This window comes from Erwinia piriflorinigrans CFBP 5888, assembly GCF_001050515.1.
GTDB classification, from domain to species: Bacteria; Pseudomonadota; Gammaproteobacteria; order Enterobacterales; family Enterobacteriaceae; genus Erwinia; species Erwinia piriflorinigrans.
On record NZ_CAHS01000017.1, the window covers coordinates 89,253 to 110,681 of the forward strand.

The following is a 21,429-nucleotide window of genomic DNA, read 5'->3' on the forward strand; positions in this document are numbered from 1 at the left end:
TTCAGCTTCTAAGCTGCCTGTACGGCAGTGAACGCTTTTTGATGGCGCTTTTTCCGGTGGTGGTGCTTCTAAGCTGCCTGTACGGCAGTGAACAATGCCTACGGTCGTTTGTTATGTATGCCACTCTTCTAAGCTGCCTGTACGGCAGTGAACCTTTATTGCTGCCTCAGCAACACACACTGGAACTTCTAAGCTGCCTGTACGGCAGTGAACTAGTACGGCGGGTCGGTAGCAATCAGATCGATCTTCTAAGCTGCCTGTACGGCAGTGAACGAGAGGTCACCACCTTTAACGGCGTTTCTCCGCTTCTAAGCTGCCTGTACGGCAGTGAACCGTTACTCTACAACGCTAACCTGCTTAGCGCATTCACTTTTTCCCACTTTCACTGTGCTAAACCCTTTTTTTCTCCCTGATAATCTCGCTATATAAATCAATAAGTTGAATACGAGCGAAAAAAAAGGGTCCGCCGGGCGTTAACCATTCCCCGGCAATTCCCCCGGTAGCAACCGCCCACTTTTATCACGCCACGGTAAAGCCCAACATCATCCCGGTATCTTCGTGTTCCAGCAGATGACAGTGGGCCATGTAGGCATTCGCTTTGTCGGCCTGATGGTTAAAACGCAGCAACACCTCGCTGCGGCCCCCTTCGACACGCACCGTATCTTTCCAGCCGCTGCGGTGCGCGGCAGGAGGCTTGCCGTTCTCCGACAGAATGCGGAACTGGGTGCCGTGAATATGGAACGGATGCAGCATCTCATCGCCTTCGCCCGAGATCGTCCACTTCTCATACACGCCCTGCCTGACTTCAAACGACGGTTTATTCATATCAAACGCCACGCCGTTAATCTGATTGCCATTGTGGAAATCAACCTCTTTTTGCGCGGAATGATTGCCGTGATCCATTCCTGCCATCTCTCCGTGATCCATCGCCGGCATTGCGTCTTGATGCGCACCGGCTTTTTTCTCGCTGTCGTGTGCATCCATACTCATGCCGGCCATCGATGCATGACCGTATTTATCCATTAACGCCTGCATACCGCGACGATCCAGCTCCGGGTCCATCATCAGCTGTAGCCGGCGGGTGTTCAGCCCCTGCGATAAGGAGATAGCGGGCAGATCGACCAGCTTATCCGGCAGCGTACCGCTGGCCTGTATCTGCAAAGGAACAATCGACAGTACCGGCAACGGCTGATTAAAGGGCGCCAGCGTCATGCCCATTTGCCGTACCGGCAGGGTTTGCAGGTCAAACGCTTTACCATCAGCCGTATTCACCAGCACTTCATAGCGTTCACCCGGCATCATCGGCAACTCGCTGACCTGCACCGGTTCCCCCAGCAGACCGCCATCACTGGCAATCACATACATCGGGCGTTTATCGCTGGTGGTCAGATTTAGCGAGCGCGCATTGCAGCCGTTCAGCAGGCGCAGTCGTAGCCAGCCGCGCGGAACGCCGTGCTGCGGATAGATCGCCCCGTTAGTCAGCATGGTATCGCCAAACCAGCCCGCCGCCGCGCTCATGATATCCAACTGATAATCGATGCGGCTGCCGTCGGCGCTCAGGCGCTTATCCTGGAGGATCAGCGGGATATCATCGATGCCCCACTGTTTTGGCAACAGCAGCCTGCCGCTTTCCGGGTCGTTAACCAATACCAGCCCGGCCAGCCCCTGCGCTACCTGATAACCGGTGCGGCCATGCTGATGCGGATGGAACCAGCAGGTTGCCGCCGGCTGATCGGGGGTGAAAGTGACGCGGCGGCTACGGTTTGGCTCAATGCGCGCCTGTGGCCCGCCGTCGACATCGCCCGGTAATTCAAGGCCATGCCAGTGTACCGTGGTGGCCTCAGGCAGGCGGTTATGGACGGTGATATTCACCTCTTTGCCGCGTTCCAGTTGGATAGCCGGGCCAAGCAGATTACCGTTATAGCCCCAGGTAGGAACGCGGTTGCCGTGCCAGCTGCTGCTGCCCGTCTGGGCTGTCAGACTGATTTCACTGCGCGCATCGGGGGTCAATAAGGTGGGGATCGGCAATAGCGGTCGCTGCTCTGCCGCCATCAACGTGCGGCTCCAGCCTGTTAGCGCACTGGCTGCGCCCAGCGCGGCGGTGAGTTTGATAAAATCACGACGTTGCATTATCCATTCCTTTTTATGCTGGCGTTAGTGAGCGTCAGCATAAACCCTGCCCCAGCGGGAAGGTCAAGCGTGCAATAAATGTCGTGAGGAGAGGATTCAGGAATTTTCCACGGTAAAAGTGGCTGGTGCCTGACGTGAACTATGCTAACGTCTGATGATGGCAGACGTTAGAGATTAATCATGAAGAAAAGCATCAAAGCTCTTTTACTGTTTGGGCTGTTTGGCTGCTCCTCTTCCAGCTTTGCGATCAGCGAACCGGAAGCAGAAGATTTGGCAGATTTAACCGCAGTATTTGTTTATTTAAAGAATGATTGTGGCTATCAGAACCTTCCCGATAGCCAGATACGCCGCGCGCTGCTCTTTTTTGCCCAGCAAAATCGCTGGGATTTAAGCAACTACACCAGTTTTAATATGAAAGCTCTGGGCGAAGACAGCTATCGTGACCTTAGCGGTATTGCCATTCCTAACGATACTAAATGTAAATCGTTGGCGCGTGACTCCCTGAATCTGCTGGCCTGGGTGAAGTAAGTTCACCTTATCCCTCCTGCCGGGCAGTAGACCGTGCAACTAAGGCGATAAATAGCTATCATACTGCGCCCATTTTCATGAAAAGGAATGCCCATCATGGCGACTAATGAAATGTGGTATGAGACGCTTCATACCGGATTCGGGCAGTATTTTTCTGTCGACAATATCATTTACCGCGAAAAAACCGATCATCAGGATCTGGTGATTTTTGAAAATGCAGCCCTGGGTCGCATTATGGCATTGGACGGCGTGGTGCAAACCACCGAACGCGATGAATTCATCTATCATGAGATGATGACCCACGTTCCCCTGCTGGCTCACGGTGCGCCAAAGCGCGTGCTGATCATCGGTGGCGGAGATGGCGCAATGCTGCGTGAAGTGTGCCGTCATAAAAACATCGAACAGATCACTATGGTTGAAATCGATGCGGGCGTGGTGACGTTTTGCAAGCAGTACCTGCCGAATCATAACGCCGGAGCCTATGATGATGCACGTTTCAAGCTGGTCATTGATGATGGTGTAAACTTCGTTAATCAAACCAGTGATAAATTCGACGTGATTATCTCTGACTGTACCGATCCGATCGGGCCAGGAGAAAGTCTGTTTACTTCGGAGTTTTATCAGGGATGTCGCCGCTGTCTGAATCAGGACGGCATTTTTGTGGCGCAGAACGGCGTTTGTTTCCTGCAACAGGATGAAGCGGTCAACAGCCATCGTAAACTGAGCCACTATTTTGGCGATGTCAGTTTCTACCAGGCTGCGATCCCGACCTACTACGGCGGTATTATGACTTTTGCCTGGGCAAGCGATAACCCTGCGCTGCGACAGCTGGATACGGCCACACTTACCGCGCGCTTCTCTGAAGCAGGCCTGAACTGTCGTTATTACAATCCGGCAATCCATACTGGCAGCTTTGCCCTGCCGCAATATTTGTTAAATGCGCTGGCAGACTAGCCGGGCATTTTAAGGGGGTGAATGAAATTGCAAAAGCTGAAATTACATGGCTTCAACAATCTGACCAAAAGCCTGAGCTTTTGTATCTACGATATCTGCTACGCGAACACAGAAGCTGAACGCGACGGGTATATTGCGTACATTGATGAACAGTACAATGCTAACCGCCTGACCGAAATCCTGAGTGAAACCTGCTCAATTATCGGTGCCAACGTGCTGAATATTGCGCGTCAGGATTATGAACCACAGGGTGCCAGCGTCACCATTTTGGTCAGTGAAGAACCCATTGACCCGCGTGATATCGATACTTCAGAGCATCCAGGCCCGCTGCCGAACTCGGTCGTTGCCCACTTGGATAAAAGCCATATCTGTGTGCATACCTACCCGGAAAGCCACCCCGAGGGCGGTCTTTGTACGTTCCGTGCTGATATCGAAGTGTCCACCTGTGGTGTGATTTCGCCGTTAAAGGCGTTGAACTATTTAATACACCAGCTCGAATCTGACATTGTCACTATCGACTATCGCGTGCGCGGCTTTACCCGTGACGTCAACGGCGTTAAGCATTTTATCGATCATGAAATCAATTCGATTCAGAACTTTATGTCGGAAGATATGAAGTCAATGTATGACATGATGGATGTGAACGTGTATCAGGAAAATATGTTCCACACCAAAATGCTGCTGAAAGAGTTTGATCTTAAACATTACCTGTTTAATACCAAACCGGAAGATCTCAGCGCACAGGAACATAAACGCATTACCGATCTGTTATGGAAAGAGATGCGCGAGATTTATTACGGTCGAAATATACCGGCCATCGGATAATCTCGCCGCAGCACATTGCTACGACCAGGCGGCCGCAAGGCCGCTTTTGTGATTAACCCGCTCAACCAGAGTTCTGACAACGCTCAATTAAGCCGTTCGTCTTTGCTAGCGCCCCAGTAAAAAAGCCCGGTAAGCGGCGATGACCATCAAAAAGTCTTCGACACCACAGAATGACAGACTCTCTTCATCGTAGTAGTTCATCCCCTCTTCCATTTCATCCCCTTCGAACCCAAGCTGATTAGCCCGGATCATCACCTGTTCCTCATCAAGCAACAGCGTATACTCCCGGCCTACCCGCTGCCATTGACGTTCGCTGCCTTTGACTTGGGCTATCGCCGCTTCCACCTCTGCCAGGAGGCCGGTATCGCCATTAACCTCATCATTAAACCAGTGGCCAATAGCCTCATGGCCCATCGACATGCGAACTTTCACCACTCCGGTGACATCTGTTAAAAATTCATATTCCATAGTGCTTTCCTTCCGGCCAACTGACTGCGCACGCTGAAATCATTTTGCGCGTCCGGCTGATGAATACTGAGCGTTAGTGCGCATTATCGCAGCCCGTGGGCGGAAAAGCAGTGCTTTTGCTTCAGACGAAAAAAAACCGGGACTGCGCCCGGTTTTTCAGCAATGACGGGAATTAAACAGCCGTCTGGAAAATCACCGCTTCCGCTTTGTCGGTATACTGCGTCAGCTGGTCAAAGTTCAGATAGCGATAGGTATCCACGGCCGTTTTATCCACCTGATCCATAAACGTCTGATACTCATCTGGCGTAGGCAGTTTACCCAACAGCGACGCCACCGCTGACAGCTCGGCTGATGCCAGGAAAACATTTGCCCCGGTGCCAAGACGATTCGGGAAGTTACGCGTTGAGGTCGACACCACGGTCGCGCCATCCGCCACCCGAGCCTGGTTCCCCATGCAAAGCGAACAACCGGGGATTTCAATACGCGCACCGCTTTTGCCGAACACGCTGTAGTAACCCTCTTCAGTCAACTGCGCCGCATCCATTTTGGTCGGTGGTGCCACCCAAAGACGGGTTGGCAGCTGGCCTTTATGGCTATCCAGCAGCTTACCGGCAGCGCGGAAGTGACCGATGTTGGTCATGCATGAACCAATAAACACTTCGTCGATTTTGGTTCCCTGCACATCAGACAGCAGACGGGCATCGTCCGGATCGTTTGGCGCGCACAGAATTGGCTCTTTGATCTCTGCCAGATCGATGTCGATCACCGCTGCATAATCTGCATCAGCATCGCCTTCCAGCAGCTGAGGATCGGCCAGCCATTTTTCCATGCCCTGAATGCGGCGCTCAATCGTACGGCGGTCGCCGTAACCTTCCGAGATCATCCACTTCAGCAACACGATATTGGAGTTGAGATACTCAATAATCGGATCTTTGCCAAGCTTAATGGTACAGCCTGCGGCAGAGCGCTCTGCGGAAGCGTCAGACAGCTCAAAGGCCTGCTCGACCTTCAGATCCGGCAGTCCTTCGATTTCGAGGATGCGACCAGAGAAGATGTTTTTCTTACCTTTCTTCTCTACGGTCAGCAGGCCTGCTTTGATCGCATACAGCGGAATGGCATGAACCAGATCGCGCAGGGTAATACCCGGCTGCATTTTGCCTTTAAAGCGAACCAATACCGACTCTGGCATATCCAGCGGCATCACGCCGGTCGCAGCGGCGAATGCCACCAAACCAGAACCCGCCGGGAAAGAGATACCGATTGGGAAACGCGTGTGGGAATCACCGCCTGTACCGACGGTATCCGGCAGCAGCATACGGTTCAGCCAGCTATGGATAATGCCATCGCCGGGACGCAGCGACACGCCACCACGGTTCATAATAAAGTCGGGCAGTGTATGGTGAGTGGTCACATCCACAGGCTTAGGATAAGCCGCAGTATGACAGAAAGACTGCATCACCAGATCCGCAGAGAAGCCCAGACAAGCCAGGTCTTTAAGCTCATCGCGGGTCATTGGGCCAGTGGTATCCTGAGAACCTACTGACGTCATTTTAGGCTCACAGTAAGCGCCAGGACGAACGCCCTCAACACCGCAGGCGCGACCGACCATCTTCTGCGCCAGTGAGAAACCACGCGTGCTGGCCGCAACGTCTTTCGCCTGACGGAACACATCGCTGTGCGGCAGGCCTAAAGATTCGCGCGCTTTGGTGGTCAAACCACGGCCGATAATCAGCGGAATACGGCCACCGGCACGGACTTCATCCAATAGCACTTCGGTTTTAAGCTCAAAATTAGCCAGCACTTCGCCGTTTTCGTGATGACGTACTTCGCCTTTATAGGGATAGATATCAATCACATCGCCCATATTCAGACAATCGACGTCGACTTCAATCGGTAACGCACCGGCATCTTCCATCGTGTTAAAGAAAATCGGTGCGATTTTGCCGCCGAGGCACACGCCGCCGCCCTTCTTATTGGGGACATAGGGAATATCATCGCCCATAAACCACAGCACCGAGTTGGTCGCCGATTTACGCGAAGAGCCGGTACCAACCACATCACCCACATAAGCCAGCGGGAAACCTTTTTCTTGTAAGGCATCGATCTGCTTGATGGGGCCTACATTGCCAGCGTCATCGGGTTCGATGCCTTCACGCGCGTTTTTCAGCATTGCCAGCGCGTGCAGTGGAATATCCGGGCGGGACCAGGCATCCGGCGCTGGGGAAAGATCGTCGGTATTGGTCTCGCCGGTCACTTTAAACACGGTGACGGTAATTTTTTCTGCCAGCTTAGGACGTTTCAGGAACCACTCGGCGTCAGCCCACGACTGAATAATTTTTTTGGCGTGTGGGTTGCCCGCTTTCGCTTTATCTTCAACATCATAGAAGTTATCGAACATCAGCAGCGTATGGGAAAGGGATGCAGCAGCAAGCGGGGCCAGTTTTTCATCATCAAGCGCATCGATCAGCGCATGAATGTTATATCCGCCCTGCATGGTACCCAGCAGCTCAATCGCTTTTTCAGGAGTAACCAGAGGAGAAGTCGCTTCACCCTTCGCGACGGCGGCCAGGAAACCGGCTTTGACATACGCCGCTTCGTCAACACCCGGCGGCACTCGATTGATTAACAGATCGGACAGAAATTCTTCTTCGCCCGCAGGAGGGGCTTTTAGCAGTTCAACCAGCGCGGCCATTTGGGAAGCATCTAATGGTTTAGGAACAATCCCCTGGGCTGCACGCTCGGCAACGTGCTTACGGTATTCTTCTAGCACGACGTTCTCCTCGCTCTCATTGTATTTGGCATACCGGGCTACCTCAGTCGCAGCTCACAGTGAGAACAATCCTATGCGTAGGGTAAGGTGCCCGGTTGTGCGGAGGGCAGCATAGCAGGAATTCATCATCTTGTTAATCCGTTTACAAAATGGCAACATCATTCATCCGACTGTTTCCCCGGAAAAACAATCAGCTTGCCAGATACTTAATCCATTTTTTTGAACAAAACATAAAGATTATTCTTATCAATGTCTTAAAAAACGGCAAATGTATCATTCAGAAGCAGGCTGTGCCTTATCCAGTAGCGTGGCAGTGATATAGGATCACCAAAAAACGCTGTCGCACCTGGAAGTCAATATGCCAGTCAATCACCTCTGCCGATTAATTAACGTTCGGCAAGCGAAAAGCCCCCTGTTCAAACGCAAATTCCCACGCAGCTAAACCTGTCAAAAATTTATCACTGCTGCCCGACGGGTAAATTTATGGTATATTTCGACAAGAGGAATACTTCATATTAAATAACTTAATTTTCACAAAGTCACTACGGCTGTTTGCATTTATGAAAATCGATATACAATTTTCCAGGCCATGCCCGAGACTTGCTATTAAAAAGGTCCGACATTGATACTGAAAAAATTCAATCATCAATCACATCAATTCCTCCAATTTTTTAAACACCTTACACAATAGTCATAATTAAGAAAAAATAATCGAGTAACACATGAGTGTCACCCAGAAAAAACAGGGTTGTTACAAGTATTAAAATGATAATCATAAGTGAATTTTCAATACCAGGCTGAAATAACCATTCCCTGAACTACTGCTTTTAACTATAATTAGCAAAACTTATGTTTTCAAGGGAAGCACAAATGCGCGTGTATTTCAAACCCGACAATTGTATTTTGAGCAATGATGAGAGGAGCATCAAAATAACCATTCAGGAAGCGAGGTGCCTGGTGTATTTCGTTAAAAATGAGGGGAAACTCATAAAAAGAGAAACACTCCTGCAAGAGTGCTGGGTTAAACGCGGAGTGACGGTTTCCGATAGTGCTGTCAGGCAAAGTCTTTATCGGTTGAGGCGGGCACTTGAAGATGCCGGACTGCCGACCATGACGTTAACAACTCAGGCGAGAAAAGGCCATATTCTACAAAAAGGAAGCATCACCTTAATCCACTCCGATACAAACATGGACGCTCATATTGATAGTGGCATTAATCATAGCATGGGGAAACTGACAAATCAGGAGACATGCAAGAACATTAAACCTCATCTACCCGTTACAACCCTGTTACCGATTGCTAAATTATTATTGTTATTTATCGTATTGTTCCTTGCCGGATTCTGTTCGCACCAGAAAACAATGTTAACCGATATTAAATATCATCATTCAGAAGAAAAAGAAGGGCGAATCTATTTTTATCGTAAAAATCATACTTCCCCTCAAAGCACTATCGAAAGGATTAATTACTGGTTGAAAAAAAAGCACGTCAATTACGATGATATGAAATTCGTATATCTTAGTAACGCATGGGGGGGTAACACGTCCTTTTACCTTTGCAACAGTGAAATCGGTAGCACGGGTAGTGATTGCACCTCCGTTACGATTATTGGAGAACATCATCCGTGATAAAAATTTACGTTATTTTTGCATCACTTTTCACCTTCGCATGTGGCTGGTTTTTTTTTACGTGGGTATCAACTTACACGATGAAAGACTGCATCTCTAAAAATATCATCATCTATGATGAACCTGACAGATATATTGTCAGCCGCAGCACCTGGTACACTTGGTGGAGTGGCAATGAACACAAATATTCTGCACAGGTACTTATTGATGGCCCACAGGGAAAGTTAGAGAGCTTTTCTTCAGAGAGGGTTATCGAAACTGAGTACCGTTTCAATTTCGACTCAATCAACGTCAGTACCATCAAATCATTCAGAATCGCGGGGCCGTTAATCAACGACCCACGTACAGAGAAGTATATCGACCCACAAGCCAAAGAGGGATTTACCGGGCGTTTATACCTTTTCCGTTATAAAGATAGCTGTATCCTTTCCGGCTTTAAGGGAATCCTGCTTAATCTCTGACTGTAACCGGAATAGCAGGATAATTCTGTCAATACGGTCAGCATGTGACGCTCGCAAACTATCTCACTGATCTTAGAAAGTTTTTCACCGCCCTCTGTTTCTACCAACTTTTCCCCACGCTAAAACGCGCACGGATCCGCGACTTAAAACGGGGGAAATCGGGTTGATACGCGGTCAAATATAAGGGGCAAAGGGCTTAGCAAATATCTTTAATAGAGCGGAAGAGACAATCTGGAGGCGAAAAAAACCCGGTCTGTAAAACCGGGTTATTTTTCTCTTCCGAAGTGGTTGGTGGCCACTTTGAGAAGCGGTGCTGCCTGTACCTGCTAACTGTTTTTGATAGTAATGCTAAGCGCTACGCAGGTCAACATTTCAGCGATTGAAATGATGTCGGTGGCGCGTTTATATTCGTACTTCGTTAGCAATCGTACGTGGTTGCAGCCTCTTTACGTGGGTTTGGGCGCAGATACGCAAGTTTCAAACCCGATCGGCAACAGGTGGTGCTGTCCGGTTTGCTTCCACGCAATGAGTGCTGCCTGTACCTGCTAACAACCGGTACGCGCCGTGAAGGGTAGCCCAAAAGCATTCACCGGCTGCGCGCACTCTCCTTGATGAAGGAGATGCAAGTGATAACGCTGGGAGCAATCCTGCTGATATTGCAAATACTGCACGTCAGTTTGCTGATTATCGTTGCCATTAAGCAACTGACCGGACGCCCATAAGGGTTGAAGGGACTTGAATAAGGCAGGGAGTTAACCGCCCCCTGCCTTTATTCGTGGGCGCTTTCCGGGTTACAGACTACGGCGTGATACACTCTCACGCTCTCTGCCCATTCTTAGCGGAAGCCGTAATGAATACCGATAACCCAATAACCCCGCTGGTGCTGTACGATCGCCCGACTGAACATGTGGTGCGCCTGACGCTGAATCGCCCTGCCCGGCGCAATGCCTATAATGCGCAGATGGTTAGCGAACTGGAGCAGTGGCTGACCTGGTGCGAACGGCAGTCGGCGGTGCGCACGGTGATCCTGACAGGTTGCGGCGAGGCGTTTTGCAGCGGCGCAGATCTGCACGAGGCGTTCACCCACGGCGGTGAGGGGCTGCGTAACTCACGCGGCGGCTATCATCCGCTCCAGCATCTGCCACGGCGCAAAATCTGGATTGCTGCGCTCAATGGTCATGCTATTGGCGGCGGGCTGGAGATGGCGCTGGCGTGCGATTTTATCGTCGCCAGTGAGGACTCCCGTATTGCCCTACCGGAAGTGCGCCACGGGCTGCTGCCGCTGGGCGGGGCCATCAGCCAGCTGGCGGCGCGTCTGCCGCCGAATATTGCCCGTGAGCTGCTGCTGACCGGTGAGACGATGGAGGCCCAGCGCGCGCTGGCACTGGGTTTGTTTAACCAGGTGGTGAATGCAGAACGGCTGGCAGACACTGCGCTGGCGCTGGCTGAACGCCTCAACCAGGCCGCACCGCTGGCGATACAGGCCTGCAATGCCCTGCTGAACCAGGCGCTGGCTGCCGATATCTGTCAGCAGGGCGACAGGGAATTGCAGCAGTTACAGCGCAGCGAGGATTACCAGGAGAGCCTGCGTGCGTTTGCCGAACGCCGCGCCGCGCAGTGGCAGGGGCGCTGATTTACAGCTGCACGCCCTGAAACAATGCGCTCAGCCCCAGCCCGCCAGCGATCCCCAGCATCGCCAGCCCGTAGCCTTCGCTCCGCCGCTGGCTAACCAGCTGGCTGAACAGCCGCGTCACCATGATCGCCCCGGAAGCACCGTATGGATGCCCCAAAGCAATCGCGCCCCCCTGCGGGTTGATCCTGTGTTCATCAATGCCGAGCGCATCTACCGATGCCAGCACCTGGGCGGCAAAGGCTTCATTGAATTCGATCGCCTCAACCCTCTCCAGCGTCAGGCCCGGCTGACGCAGCAGCAGTTTTTGCGTGGCGGGAACCGGGCCGAGGCCGAGTAAATTCGGGTCCACGCCCGCGCTACAGGCATCGGCAAACAGCAGCCCCTGGGTGAAGCCGCACTCCCGCGCCCTGCGTCGGCTCATCACCAGCAGCAGCGCAGCCCCGTCATTCAGCGGGCAGCAGTTACCCGCCGTTACCGAGCCATCGGCGGCAAATCCCGGCGGTAACGCCGCCAGTTGTTCCAGCGAGGTGTCAGGACGCGGACACTCGTCGTTTTCAACCCGCTGGTGGTTAACGTCAAGCGGGACGATCTCCTCACGGAATGCGCCCTGCTGCGCGGCGGCCAGCGCGCGCTGGTGGCTGCGCAGCGCAAAACGATCCTGCCGTTCCCGGCTGATGGCGTACTGACGCGCGACGTTTTCGGCGGCGATGCCCATGTCAGGATCGCCGATCTCATCCGGCGAAAAACGTGCGCGCGGATAAAAACGCGGCATCTGCTTTAGCGTGGCAGGCTTCTCCACCCGCCAGGGCGCGTTGCTGACGCTCTCCACGCCGCCGGCCAGATAGCATTCTCCCGCCCTGGCCTGCACCAGCCGGCAGGCGTTGATCACCGCTTCCAGCCCCGAGCCGCACTGCCTGTCCACCGTCACGGCGGGAACCGTCAGCGGCACGCCCGCCCCCAGCGCCGCCAGCCGCGCAATATTGCCGCCGCCGCCGGTGGCATTGCCGATAATCACCTCATCAATCGCCGCCATACCTGCTGGCAACAGCTTGTTAAACAGGGGGGCCAGCAGCGCCTCCGGCGGCATGCTGGCCAGAGAACCATAAGCCCTGCCGACAGGAGTACGGCAGGCAGCCACGATCACCGGCTGCCAGTCATCCTCAGGCTGATAATTCAGTAAGCTCTGTGCAGCTGCCATCTTTGATCCTCTGTTCCAGCTCGGCGCGTTTGATTTTTCCGCTCGACGTTAGCGGCCAATATTTAATCTGATAGTAGTGACGGGGACGTTTATATTTTGCCAGCAACAGGCGACTTTGCTGCGGCAGCTGGTGGATAACATCGTCACCGGCTTCAATCACCGCCACCATTTTTTTACCCAGATAAGCATCATCGACCGCAATCACCACCGCTTCAGTCACGCCGGGCAGGCTTTTAATCACCGATTCAATTTCAGACAGATAGATATTATTGCCACCGCTGAGGATCATATTTCCCCGGCGGCCAATAAGATGCAGGCGCTGCTGCGCGTCGAGATAACCGATATCGGCAACCGTGGCTCCCCACGGCCGTTTTTTGAAGGCGCTGTCGTCATCGCCCCATAAATAGCCGTCAATAATCTGTTCGCTGGACAACCAGATAGTGCCCGGCTGCCCGGCAGGCAATAATTCACCCTCGTCATTGCGGATGGCGATCTCCGTCGCGGGAAAAGCCTGCCCAACGCTGGCCAGCGATGCGCTGATATGGTCATCATCGAGGGTGGAAACGGCAACAAAGCCCAGCTCGGAGGCACCGTAATACTCCTGCATGACCGCCTGCGGGAACAGCGCCCTGGCCAGACGCCAGTGATTAAGCTCCAGCTTGGCTCCGGCGCTCAGCAGAGAGCGCAAGCCGGGATAATCTGACTGCGCGGCGGCGGCGGCCAGCCCGGCGATCATCGTCGGCACCACCACCAGGCGCTCAATCTGCTGCTGCGCCAATAGCATCAGCACCGCCTGCGGCTGCCAGCGCGCGGTGCTGTAAAAACAGCCGCCCGCATAAAGGGTTTCATTCAGGCAGTAAAGCCCGATACCGTGCGACAGCGGGCCGGGGAACAGCGTCGATGGGGCATCCGCCAGCCGAAAGATCTCCACACCGTTTTCAAAGCTGCAACGCCAGGATCGACGCGAGCGGATAAACGCCTTTGGCAGGCTGGTGGTGCCGGAGGTAAAGCCGATGAGAAACGGCGTTGCCGCCTGCATCTCCGCGCAGAAAGCGCTATCGTCGGCGACCGGCTGCGCATGCTGCCAGCCATCCAGCGCCAGCCAGCGGATCTCCAACCGCTGCGCCAGCGCGATCAGTCGGCGATCCTGGCGTTGCAGCAGCAGCAGGTCCGGTTTCAGGCGATTAAATATGTCGCGCAGATTATCTTCCGGCGTCAGCGGATCGATAACCGCCGCCGTAAACGGCTGCGCGGTCGCCGCCAGCCAGGCAATGGGAAAGGTCGTATCATTGGCGCTGGCGATCGCCACCACGCCTTTGGCTAACGACAGCTGGCAAAGATGCTGATACAGCGCGTTTGAACTTTGCCACAGCTGAAGCCAGCTCAGCGTCTCGCCATCGATATTCAGCGCAACATTATGTGGCTGATTTACCGCATGGCGCTGCACGCGATCCTGTACCGGCATCAGACGCTGGCCTCAATAAATGGCAGGTGCTGGCGCAATGCGGCACGGGTGTTATCCGGGATCGGGCAGGGGTTATTATCCCGTGGATTAACGCATACCCAGATGAGTTTCCCTTCGGCACAAAGCGTGCTTTTATCCGCCAGCAGCAGTTTTATGGCGAAAATCACGCTGCTGTTGCCCAGTTTTTCGACAGCCACCTGCGGCATCACTTCGTCATCCACCGTCAGCGGATGGTGGAACGTTGCCTCACATTTTTTCACATGATAGGCTACGCCAGCGCTCTGTGGACGGAATAATGGCAGCAGATGGTGGCGGCGAAAGGCGTTAACCACCGCGTCTTCAAAGTAATCTAAATAGACCGAATTGTGCACATGACCATTCAAATCAATATCCCGCATTGAGATACGAAACGTTTCGCTGTCGCGCTGCTGCATAAAAAAAGCTCACCTGTAAACCGAGTCACACTGAAGAAAAGATACCATGAAAGCCAGTTTATTCACCAGAGCGATGGTCCGCGAGTTTGGTCATATTGAAGATATCCTGCGGCTTGAACAGGCCGAACTGCCTGAACTCGCCGCCGGGCAGGTACGGGTAAAAATGTCTTTTGCCACCATTAACCCTTCCGATGTGATCACTATTTCCGGTGCCTACCGCTCGCGTATTGCCCTGCCCTTTGTGCCGGGTTTTGAAGGCGTGGGAAGCATCTGCCAAAGTGCCGATCCGACGCTGGCAGTCGGCCAGCGCGTGCTGCCGGTGGGCAGCATGGGGGCCTGGCAAAACTACAAAGACAGCGAGGCACAGTGGTGTTTTACCCTGCCTGATTTCGTCAGCGATCGTCAGGCGGCCACCGGCTACGTCAACCCAATGACCGCGCTGCTGATGCTGAGTGAAGAGCTGAACTTCACCCCCGGTATGCGCATTATTATCAATGCGGCCAATTCAGCTATCGGCAAAATGCTGATCCGCATCGCCAACCATAGGGGGCTGGAGCCGATTGCCATCGTGCGTAAGGCGGAAAACCTCGGGCTGTTTGCCGGTTACGCCACCCAACGGCTGCTGAACAGCAGTGCGCCGGATTATCCCCAGGCGCTGGCCGCTCTGCAACGCAGCGGCGGCGTGGCGGCGATCTTCGACTGTATCGGCGGTGAAGAGTCGCTGACGCTGGCTCAGGCACTGGCCCCCGGCGGGCAGTTTATCCACTATGGCCTGCTGTCGGGCCAGCCAATCCCGCCAGCCTTCTGGCGCAGCCGCCCCGACATTCGTTTTTCCCATTTCCATCTGCGCATGTGGGTACACAGCCACGACAAGGCGGTGGTACAAGACAAAATCGATGAGGTGATGGCGCTGATCCGTGACGGGGTGATTGCCACCGAGGTTGTCGCCGAATATGCGCTGGCGGAAATTGATAAAGCCGTTGCTGCTGTGAAGTCGGGTACGCTGAAAGGCAAGATCTTACTGCGGCTGTAAGCATGGACGGAGCGGAAAAATCCGCTCCGTCCCATTGGCGTTATTCCAGAGTTGGCCAAGCGCGCCGCACCGTGCGTACGATAGCCACCACCAGCACCACTTTCACCAGGTCGCCCGGCAGGAACCCCAACGATGCAACGGCCGCCTGCTTCAGGGAGATGCCCGCCACGGCGGCAATCCACGGGATGCCAATGGCGTAGATCAGCGCCAGCCCGCCCAGCGTAATAATCAGCAGCTCTTTCACCCGCGTCAGGGAACGAAGGCTGCGGCGATAGAGCCAGCCAATCAGCAGCGCCGCCAGCGGCCAGGCGAGAATAAAGCCGCCGCTGGGGCCAATAAAGATGCCAAACCCACCGCGCCCTCCGGCCAGCAGCGGTAGCCCGATGGCCACCAGCAGGTCAAACAGTACCATTGCCAGCGCGCCGCGTTTCGCTCCGGCAATCGCCCCGGCAAACATGCAGCCCATTGACTGGGCGGTGATCGGCACGCCAATTACCGGCAGATTAAATGCCGGGAACAGGCCCAGTGCCGCCGTCATCGCAGCAAACAGCGCGATATACACAATATCTTTGGTGGACATAAATACTCTCTCAGGTTTTACGTTGCGGCTGCGGGTCGTAAGCGCGGGCTTCCAGCGCAGCGGCGATATCATCAGCCATTTTCAAGGTGCGCACAATCACCGGCACGGCGACGGCCAGAATGCTGTTATCCAGTCCACGTGCTCTTTGCGCTTCGCGCACGTCAACCGTAATGGCCGCCAGCACCGGGATAAAACGTAACGCCAGTGCCAACGCCAGGCTGATTTTTGCCGGGTTAATGCGTATATAGCGCAACCAGAACAGCCCTTTTTCCAGCGCCTCAATCATCGCGCTGGTGCGGGTGGTGAGCGTTACCAGCGCCGCCATCAGCATTAACGCCGCCAGGCGCACTATCACCAGCAGGCCGGACTGCCAGCTCACCATCCACCACTGCACGGCAAACAGCAGCAGCAATAGCCACAACAGCGGCTTGAGTTGCAGCAGCAGGGTGCGCACGGGAATATGCGCCAGCGGATAAAACAGCACGATGACCAGCAGTGCAGCAACGGCAAATTCCAGCCGGGGAAAAATAAACAGTAGCGTGCCCAGCGCCGCCAGCGCCATGATCTTGATCCCCGGCGGCAGGCGGTGGATCGCTGAATCTCCCGGCAGGTAATCACTCACCGTCATGACATCATCCTGATATAGGCATTCAGCGCCACGGCGGGGAGATCATCTGCCACCACCTGACCGCCATCAAATACCAGCACGCGGTCAAAATCCTGTAAGAAGTCCAGATCGTGCGACACCACGATAGCGGTTTGCTCCAGTCCGGCAATCGCTTCGGCAATGCGGCGCTTGTTGCGCAGATCGAGCAGCGTGGTCGGTTCGTCAAACACGATATATTGCGGCTCCATCACCAGCACCCCCGAAATCGCCAGCAGCTGCTTTTGTCCACCGCTTAGCAGGTGTGCCGGGTGCTGACGCAGATCCTGCATATCGTAGCGCGCCAGCGCGGCGTCGGTGCGTTCGCGGATCGTCGCTTTCGACAGCCCGAGATTCTTCATGCCGAAAGCCAGATCCTCTTCCACCAGCGGAAAAACAATCTGATTATCCGGGTTCTGAAACACAAACCCCACTTTACGCCGCACCGCTTTGCCGTGCTGGCGGGTATTCAGGCCATCAACCAGCACCTCGCCCTGCTTCGGCAGCAGCAGGCCGTTCAGCAACCGGGCAAAGGTACTTTTGCCGCAGCCATTGCTGCCGACGATGCCGATGCGCTTTTCAGTCAGTTGTAAATTGATGTTGTTGAGTACCTGACGCTCACCGAACGCGTGAGATACTCCCTGTAGTTCCAGCATGAAAGCTCCTGAGTCAGACGGGTTGACGCGGGCGCGGCTGACGCCCGATGGTCAACAGATCGACCACCGCCGCCGGCGACAGCGACATGACAAAATCGACGGCGCGACAGATATCGGCGGTGCTCAGCATCTCGTGCGTTTCCAGGCCGCTACCCTGTGCCATATCGGTATCCACCACGTCCGGGCACAGAGTGGTGACCTTAATCCCCTGCGCGCCCAGCTCGCGGGCAATGGAGCGGCTGTAGCCCACCAGCGCATGTTTGCTGGCGGCATAGCTGGCAACGCTACCATAAGGCTGAACGCCGCTAACTGATGCAAGGTTAAAGATGCGGCCTTCAGACGATTGCAGCAGCCACGGGGTACACAGCTGGCAAAGGTGGTGGATGGCGGTGACGTTGGTCGCCAGCAGCGCGCTGAAGTCGGCCAGCGGGGTTTGCGTTGAACCCGGGCGGAAAATCCCGGCGGCGTTGATCAGCACATCAAGCTGCTGATGCGCTGCCAGCGCCTGCTGAAGCTGTCGTGCCGCCGCCGGATAATCACAGAGATCCAGCGCCAGCGTCTGCACGCGCTGCGCATCAAAGGTAGCGGTCAATGCCGCCAGCCGCTGCGCATCACGCGCCACTAAAATCAGGTGGTAGCCCTGCGCATAAAAATGGCGGGCAAGATGGTGACCGATACCACGGGAGGCACCGGTGATCAGGGCAACTTTCTCGGACACAACGCGCCTTTCAATCGCTATTCAAAGGCTGCAAAGATACGCTATTTTGCCGCAGAAATGCAAAACGGCCCCCGCTGGAGCCGTTATTTTCTACGCCAATCGCGAGTTATTTCTTTTTCGCTTTCGGGTTCGGCAGGTCGGTAATGCTGCCTTCGAAGATTTCCGCCGCCAGGCCAACCGATTCATGCAGGGTTGGGTGCGCGTGGATGGTCAGTGCGATATCTTCCGCATCACAGCCCATTTCGATGGCCAGACCGATTTCACCCAGCAGTTCGCCGCCGTTGGTGCCGACAATCGCACCACCGATAATACGGTGCGTGGTTTTGTCGAAGATAAGCTTGGTCATGCCGTCTGCACAGTCGGAAGCGATAGCGCGACCTGAAGCTGCCCACGGGAAGGTGGACGTTTCATAGCTGATGCCCTTCTCTTTCGCTTCTTTCTCGGTCAGACCAACCCAGGCAACTTCTGGCTCGGTGTAGGCGATGGATGGGATCACTTTCGGATCGAAGTAGTGTTTCTTACCGGAGATCACTTCTGCCGCTACGTGGCCTTCATGCACGCCTTTGTGCGCCAGCATTGGCTGACCGACGATATCGCCGATGGCGAAAATGTGCGGCACGTTGGTACGCATCTGCTTATCCACGCGGATAAAGCCACGGTCGTCCACTTCAACACCGGCTTTGCCCGCGTCCAGACCTTTACCGTTTGGTACACGGCCAATGGCGACCAGCACCGCGTCGTATCGCTGTGGCTCTGACGGCGCTTTTTTGCCTTCCATCGTGACATAGATACCGTCTTCTTTCGCTTCAACGGCAGTCACTTTGGTTTCCAGCATCAGGTTGAACTGCTTGGAAATACGTTTGGTGAAGACTTTCACCACGTCTTTATCCGCAGCAGGGATCACCTGATCAAACATCTCTACCACGTCGATCTGTGAACCCAGCGCGTGATAAACGGTTCCCATTTCCAGGCCGATAATGCCGCCGCCCATCACCAGCAGGCGCTCTGGCACTTCTTTCAGCTCCAGCGCATCGGTGGAATCCCAAACGCGTGGGTCTTCGTGCGGAATAAACGGCAGTTCAATCGGACGTGAACCGGCAGCGATAATCGCATTGTCGAAAGTGATGGTGGTTTTCGAACCATCTTCTGCGGTCACTTCCAGCGTGTTGGCGGCGGTGAATTTACCGAGCCCGTTAACCACGTTCACCTTACGGCCTTTCGCCATTCCGGCCAAACCGCCGGTCAGCTGAGAGATAACTTTCTCTTTCCAGCCGCGAATTTTATCAACGTCAGTCTGCGGCTTGCCGAAGACAATGCCGTGTGCTTCCAGCGCTTTCGCTTCTTCAATCACTTTGGCAACGTGCAGCAAGGCTTTAGAAGGGATACAGCCAACATTCAGACAAACACCGCCCAGGGTGCTGTAGCGCTCAACGATAACGGTCTCCAGACCTAAATCAGCTGCACGGAATGCCGCAGAGTAGCCTGCAGGACCTGCCCCAAGTACCACGACCTGAGTTTTAATTTCTGTACTCATCATGACCTCTTAATTGATAGTCCGGCGGGTCAGACTTTAATTCAACGTCCTTCATCCACCGGGACGCGTTCACCGCAAGAGTTTACAGAATTGTTAATAAACTGCAAACCACGGTGCCACGAATCTTTACAACAAGGCCGGCTTACGCCGGCCTTAATCAATGGTCCTACATCACCAGACGGCGGATGTCGGCCAGGGTGTTATTAATGATGGTTATGAAGCGCGCACCATCCGCACCGTCGATCACCCGGTGGTCGAAGGAGAGTGAAATCGGCATCATCAGACGCGGCATAAACTCTTTACCATTCCACACCGGCTCCATCGCCGACTTGGATACGCCGAGGATAGCCACTTCCGGCGCGTTAACGATTGGCGCAAAGTGGGTGGTGCCCAGGCCGCCAATGCTGGAGATGGTGAAGCAACCGCCCTGCATTTCGCCGGCGGTCAGTTTGCCATCACGCGCTTTTTTGGAGATGGCGGTCAGTTCACGCGACAGCTCAACAATCCCTTTTTTGTTGACGTCTTTGAATACCGGAACCACCAGGCCATTTGGCGTATCAACCGCCACGCCGATGTTGATGTATTTTTTCAGCGTCAGTTTCTGCGCATCTTCGGACAGCGAGCTGTTAAAGCGCGGCATCTGCTCAAGCGCAGCGGCAACGGCTTTCATGATGAACACCACCGGGGTGAACTTCACGTCCAGCTTACGCTTCTCTGCTTCGGCATTCTGCTGTTTGCGGAACGCTTCCAGATCGGTGATATCGGTTTTGTCGAAGTGGGTAACGTGCGGGATCATCACCCAGTTACGGCTCAGGTTAGCACCAGAGATTTTCTGAATGCGGCCCAGCTCCACTTCTTCAACTTCACCAAACTTGCTGTAGTCGATTTTCGGCCACGGCAGCATGCCCGGCATTCCGCCACCGGCAGGCGCCGGGGCTTCGGCGCGGTTCACCGCGTCTTTCACGTAGCTCTGCACGTCTTCTTTCAGAATACGTGATTTACGTCCGGTGCCCTTGACCTTCGCCAGGTTAACGCCGAATTCACGCGCCAGACGGCGGATAACCGGGGTGGCGTGCACGTAGGCGTCGTTTTCAGCAAATTCAGACTTCGCTTCTGCTTTAGCAGGAGCCGCTGCCGGAGCGGCTTTTTCTTCCTGCTTAGCCGCAGCTGGCGCTGGCGCTTCACTCTTAGCCGCCGGAGCAGCGGCTGGAGCCGCGCCCTCGACGTCAAAGACCATCACCAGAGAACCGGTGCTGACTTTATCGCCTGCGCTGATTTTGATCTCTTTAACCGTACCGGCGAAAGGTGCAGGTACTTCCATTGAGGCTTTGTCGCCTTCAACGGTGAGGATTGACTGCTCGGCTTCCACTTTGTCGCCGACTTTCACCATGATCTCGGTGACTTCAACTTCATCGCCGCCGATATCCGGTACGTTCACTTCTTTTGCCGCGCTGGCAGCCGCCGGGGCCGCAGCAGGCGCGGCCGGAGCCGCTTCCTGCTTCTCTTGCGCGGCAGCCGGTGCTGGCGCATCGCCAGCCGCTTCGAAGATCATAACCAGTTTACCGGTTTCAACCCGGTCGCCGGTGGCGATTTTGATCTCTTTCACCACGCCAGCCTGCGGCGAAGGCACTTCCATTGAAGCTTTGTCGCCTTCAACCACCAGTATTGACTGCTCAACTTCTACCGTGTCGCCAACCTTGACCAGGATCTCGGTGACTTCAACTTCGTCTGCCCCGATATCAGGAACATTAATTTCGATAGCCATTACTC

The 21,429-nt window shown here is 54.5% G+C and carries 19 protein-coding genes and 1 CRISPR repeat array (1 of these 20 cut by a window edge); of the genes, 7 read left to right on the forward strand and 12 right to left on the reverse strand.

The window, feature by feature from the left end; translation table 11 throughout:
• A CRISPR array of direct repeats spans positions 1-333; the repeat unit is 28 nt; unit sequence CTTCTAAGCTGCCTGTACGGCAGTGAAC; it begins 595 nt to the left of the window's first position.
• Between the two features lie 186 nt (positions 334-519).
• Complete coding sequence (cueO, locus tag EPIR_RS13480; protein ID WP_023655995.1) at positions 520-2,130, reverse strand: multicopper oxidase CueO; 1,611 nt, start codon at positions 2,128-2,130, stop codon at positions 520-522.
• Between the two features lie 180 nt (positions 2,131-2,310).
• Here cueO and EPIR_RS13485 point away from each other — a divergent pair, with 180 nt between their 5' ends.
• From EPIR_RS13485 to speD, 3 genes are all read left to right on the forward strand, one after another.
• On the forward strand, positions 2,311-2,658 hold the full coding sequence (locus EPIR_RS13485) for a YacC family pilotin-like protein (protein ID WP_023655996.1): 348 nt from the start codon (positions 2,311-2,313) through the stop codon (positions 2,656-2,658).
• 96 nt (positions 2,659-2,754) lie between these two features.
• Entirely contained in the window at positions 2,755-3,612 is an 858-nt protein-coding gene (gene speE / locus EPIR_RS13490; RefSeq protein ID WP_023655997.1) for a polyamine aminopropyltransferase, read from the forward strand.
• 21 nt (positions 3,613-3,633) lie between these two features.
• A complete protein-coding gene (gene speD / locus EPIR_RS13495; RefSeq protein WP_012440578.1) occupies positions 3,634-4,437 on the forward strand; it encodes an adenosylmethionine decarboxylase in 804 nt (267 codons plus the stop codon).
• 105 nt (positions 4,438-4,542) lie between these two features.
• Here the strand turns inward: speD and yacL are convergent, their stop codons facing one another.
• Positions 4,543-4,905, reverse strand: coding sequence for a protein YacL (yacL, locus tag EPIR_RS13500; protein ID WP_023655998.1), 363 nt, complete (start codon positions 4,903-4,905; stop codon positions 4,543-4,545).
• Between the two features lie 172 nt (positions 4,906-5,077).
• The gene (acnB, locus tag EPIR_RS13505; protein WP_023655999.1) at positions 5,078-7,675 is read right to left on the reverse strand and encodes a bifunctional aconitate hydratase 2/2-methylisocitrate dehydratase; all 2,598 of its coding nucleotides are present in this window, start codon (positions 7,673-7,675) and stop codon (positions 5,078-5,080) included.
• Positions 7,676-8,545: 870 nt separating this feature from the next.
• Between acnB and EPIR_RS13510 the strand changes: the two genes are divergently transcribed.
• From EPIR_RS13510 to EPIR_RS13520, 3 genes are all read left to right on the forward strand, one after another.
• Positions 8,546-9,304, forward strand: a complete 759-nt coding sequence (locus EPIR_RS13510) for a winged helix-turn-helix domain-containing protein (protein WP_023656000.1) — start codon at positions 8,546-8,548, stop codon at positions 9,302-9,304.
• A gap of 80 nt (positions 9,305-9,384) precedes the next feature.
• Complete coding sequence (locus tag EPIR_RS13515) at positions 9,385-9,765, forward strand: hypothetical protein (protein WP_240987365.1); 381 nt, start codon at positions 9,385-9,387, stop codon at positions 9,763-9,765.
• A gap of 850 nt (positions 9,766-10,615) precedes the next feature.
• The gene (locus EPIR_RS13520; RefSeq protein ID WP_023656004.1) at positions 10,616-11,398 is read left to right on the forward strand and encodes an enoyl-CoA hydratase/isomerase family protein; all 783 of its coding nucleotides are present in this window, start codon (positions 10,616-10,618) and stop codon (positions 11,396-11,398) included.
• A gap of 1 nt (position 11,399) precedes the next feature.
• Here EPIR_RS13520 and EPIR_RS13525 read toward each other — a convergent pair whose 3' ends face one another.
• From EPIR_RS13525 to EPIR_RS13535, 3 genes are read right to left on the reverse strand one after another with little or no spacing between them, the layout of a single operon-like run.
• Positions 11,400-12,596 (reverse strand): thiolase family protein, encoded by a 1,197-nt coding sequence (locus EPIR_RS13525; protein WP_023656005.1) that lies wholly within the window; start codon positions 12,594-12,596, stop codon positions 11,400-11,402.
• The gene (locus EPIR_RS13530) at positions 12,559-14,061 is read right to left on the reverse strand and encodes a class I adenylate-forming enzyme family protein (RefSeq protein WP_023656006.1); all 1,503 of its coding nucleotides are present in this window, start codon (positions 14,059-14,061) and stop codon (positions 12,559-12,561) included. Before EPIR_RS13530 ends, EPIR_RS13525 begins: the two co-directional genes overlap by 38 nt.
• Positions 14,061-14,495 carry an acyl-CoA thioesterase gene (locus tag EPIR_RS13535; RefSeq protein ID WP_023656007.1) on the reverse strand — a complete coding sequence of 145 codons (435 nt, stop codon included), beginning with the start codon at positions 14,493-14,495 and terminating at the stop codon, positions 14,061-14,063. Before EPIR_RS13535 ends, EPIR_RS13530 begins: the two co-directional genes overlap by 1 nt.
• A gap of 46 nt (positions 14,496-14,541) precedes the next feature.
• Here EPIR_RS13535 and EPIR_RS13540 point away from each other — a divergent pair, with 46 nt between their 5' ends.
• Entirely contained in the window at positions 14,542-15,528 is a 987-nt protein-coding gene (locus tag EPIR_RS13540; protein ID WP_023656008.1) for a zinc-dependent alcohol dehydrogenase family protein, read from the forward strand.
• Positions 15,529-15,568: 40 nt separating this feature from the next.
• Here the strand turns inward: EPIR_RS13540 and EPIR_RS13545 are convergent, their stop codons facing one another.
• From EPIR_RS13545 to aceF, 6 genes are all read right to left on the reverse strand, one after another.
• Positions 15,569-16,180 carry a biotin transporter BioY gene (locus EPIR_RS13545; protein ID WP_023656009.1) on the reverse strand — a complete coding sequence of 204 codons (612 nt, stop codon included), beginning with the start codon at positions 16,178-16,180 and terminating at the stop codon, positions 15,569-15,571.
• Positions 16,119-16,736, reverse strand: a complete 618-nt coding sequence (locus tag EPIR_RS13550; protein ID WP_048697636.1) for an energy-coupling factor transporter transmembrane component T family protein — start codon at positions 16,734-16,736, stop codon at positions 16,119-16,121. Before EPIR_RS13550 ends, EPIR_RS13545 begins: the two co-directional genes overlap by 62 nt.
• Positions 16,733-17,407 carry an energy-coupling factor ABC transporter ATP-binding protein gene (locus EPIR_RS13555; RefSeq protein ID WP_023656010.1) on the reverse strand — a complete coding sequence of 225 codons (675 nt, stop codon included), beginning with the start codon at positions 17,405-17,407 and terminating at the stop codon, positions 16,733-16,735. Before EPIR_RS13555 ends, EPIR_RS13550 begins: the two co-directional genes overlap by 4 nt.
• Positions 17,408-17,420: 13 nt before the next feature.
• Positions 17,421-18,125, reverse strand: a complete 705-nt coding sequence (locus EPIR_RS13560; RefSeq protein ID WP_023656011.1) for an SDR family NAD(P)-dependent oxidoreductase — start codon at positions 18,123-18,125, stop codon at positions 17,421-17,423.
• 106 nt (positions 18,126-18,231) lie between these two features.
• Positions 18,232-19,659, reverse strand: a complete 1,428-nt coding sequence (lpdA, locus tag EPIR_RS13565) for a dihydrolipoyl dehydrogenase (protein WP_023656012.1) — start codon at positions 19,657-19,659, stop codon at positions 18,232-18,234.
• Positions 19,660-19,825: 166 nt separating this feature from the next.
• Complete coding sequence (aceF, locus tag EPIR_RS13570) at positions 19,826-21,424, reverse strand: pyruvate dehydrogenase complex dihydrolipoyllysine-residue acetyltransferase (protein WP_023656013.1); 1,599 nt, start codon at positions 21,422-21,424, stop codon at positions 19,826-19,828.
• Between the last annotated feature and the right edge of the window lie 5 nt (positions 21,425-21,429).